Here is a 1054-nt window from a genome sequence, read left to right on the forward strand (position 1 = left end):
CTTTTCGCGCGGGGCGGCGTGCGCCCGGCCACCGCGAAGGCGCCCGAGCCCGCCGAGGACGATCCCCGCCGACTGCTACCGAACGCCGCCGCGGGCCGCCTCGCGCGCATGTTGCAGGAACGCTCGCCTTTTCTACCCGAGTGGTTCGACGCGGCGCGGCCGCACGACTATCGCGCGCCGGACGCGCTCTGCGCGCAGCTGCTCGACCAGGCGAAGAGCAACGCCGACCTGCGCGAGCCGCTGCTCCGCCTGGCGGTGCGCGCGGCCGCTGGCTGGCCGGTCAGCATCCGGAGTGGCGAAACCTGGTGCGCGGCAAGGCCGCCGCCGCGCCCACCGAGGAGGTCTGGCTGTTCGGCCAGCCGCCCGAGCGCCGGGCCTGGCTGGCCGAGCTGCGCGGCCGCGACGCCGACGCCGCCCGCGAAACTCTCACCGCCGCATGGCCGAAGGAGTCCGGACCGTTGAAGGCGGAGTTGCTCGCCGTCCTCGCCGAGGGGATCTCCCGGGCCGACGAACCGCTGCTGGAGGCCGGGCTGGACGATCGGCGCTCCGACGTCCGGCGGACCGCCGCCGGGCTGCTGACGCTGCTGCCCGACTCGGCCTTCGCCCACCGCATGACGCGGCGGGCGAGCGAGTGGGTCCGCGTCGAACACCGCATGCTGCACACCGAACTCGTTGTCGCCCTGCCCGATACGCTGGATCCGCCCGCGCACCGCGACGGCATCACCGATCGCAGCGTCGAGTTCACCTACCGGTGGGGCGGCGGGCCCGACGTCACCGCGGGCAGGCTCCGCCAGCTGGTCGCGGCGACGCCGCTCGAGCACTGGGCCGGCGTGCTCGGCGGCCCGGACAAGGCGGTCAAGGCAGGCATCGACGACCGGTTCCGGCAGCCGTTCTTCGACGGCTGGGTGGACGCCGCACTGGCACAGCACGATTCGACGTGGGCGCGGGCGCTGTTCGACGCGGGCGTGCCCACCGACGTCGCCATGCTGCGCAGGCGCGAACTGTTCCAGTTGCTACCGCTGGCCGACCGCACCCGGCACCTGCTCGACCTGGA

The 1054-nt window shown here is 74.5% G+C and carries 1 pseudogene; it reads left to right on the top strand.

The features are described from left to right. Window positions 1–18 precede the first annotated feature (18 nt). A pseudogene (locus ON39_RS33930) lies at window positions 19–1054 on the top strand (DUF5691 domain-containing protein); the annotation flags it as partial.

Source organism: Nocardia tenerifensis NBRC 101015 (assembly GCF_000308715.1).
Taxonomy (GTDB): domain Bacteria; phylum Actinomycetota; class Actinomycetes; order Mycobacteriales; family Mycobacteriaceae; genus Nocardia; species Nocardia tenerifensis.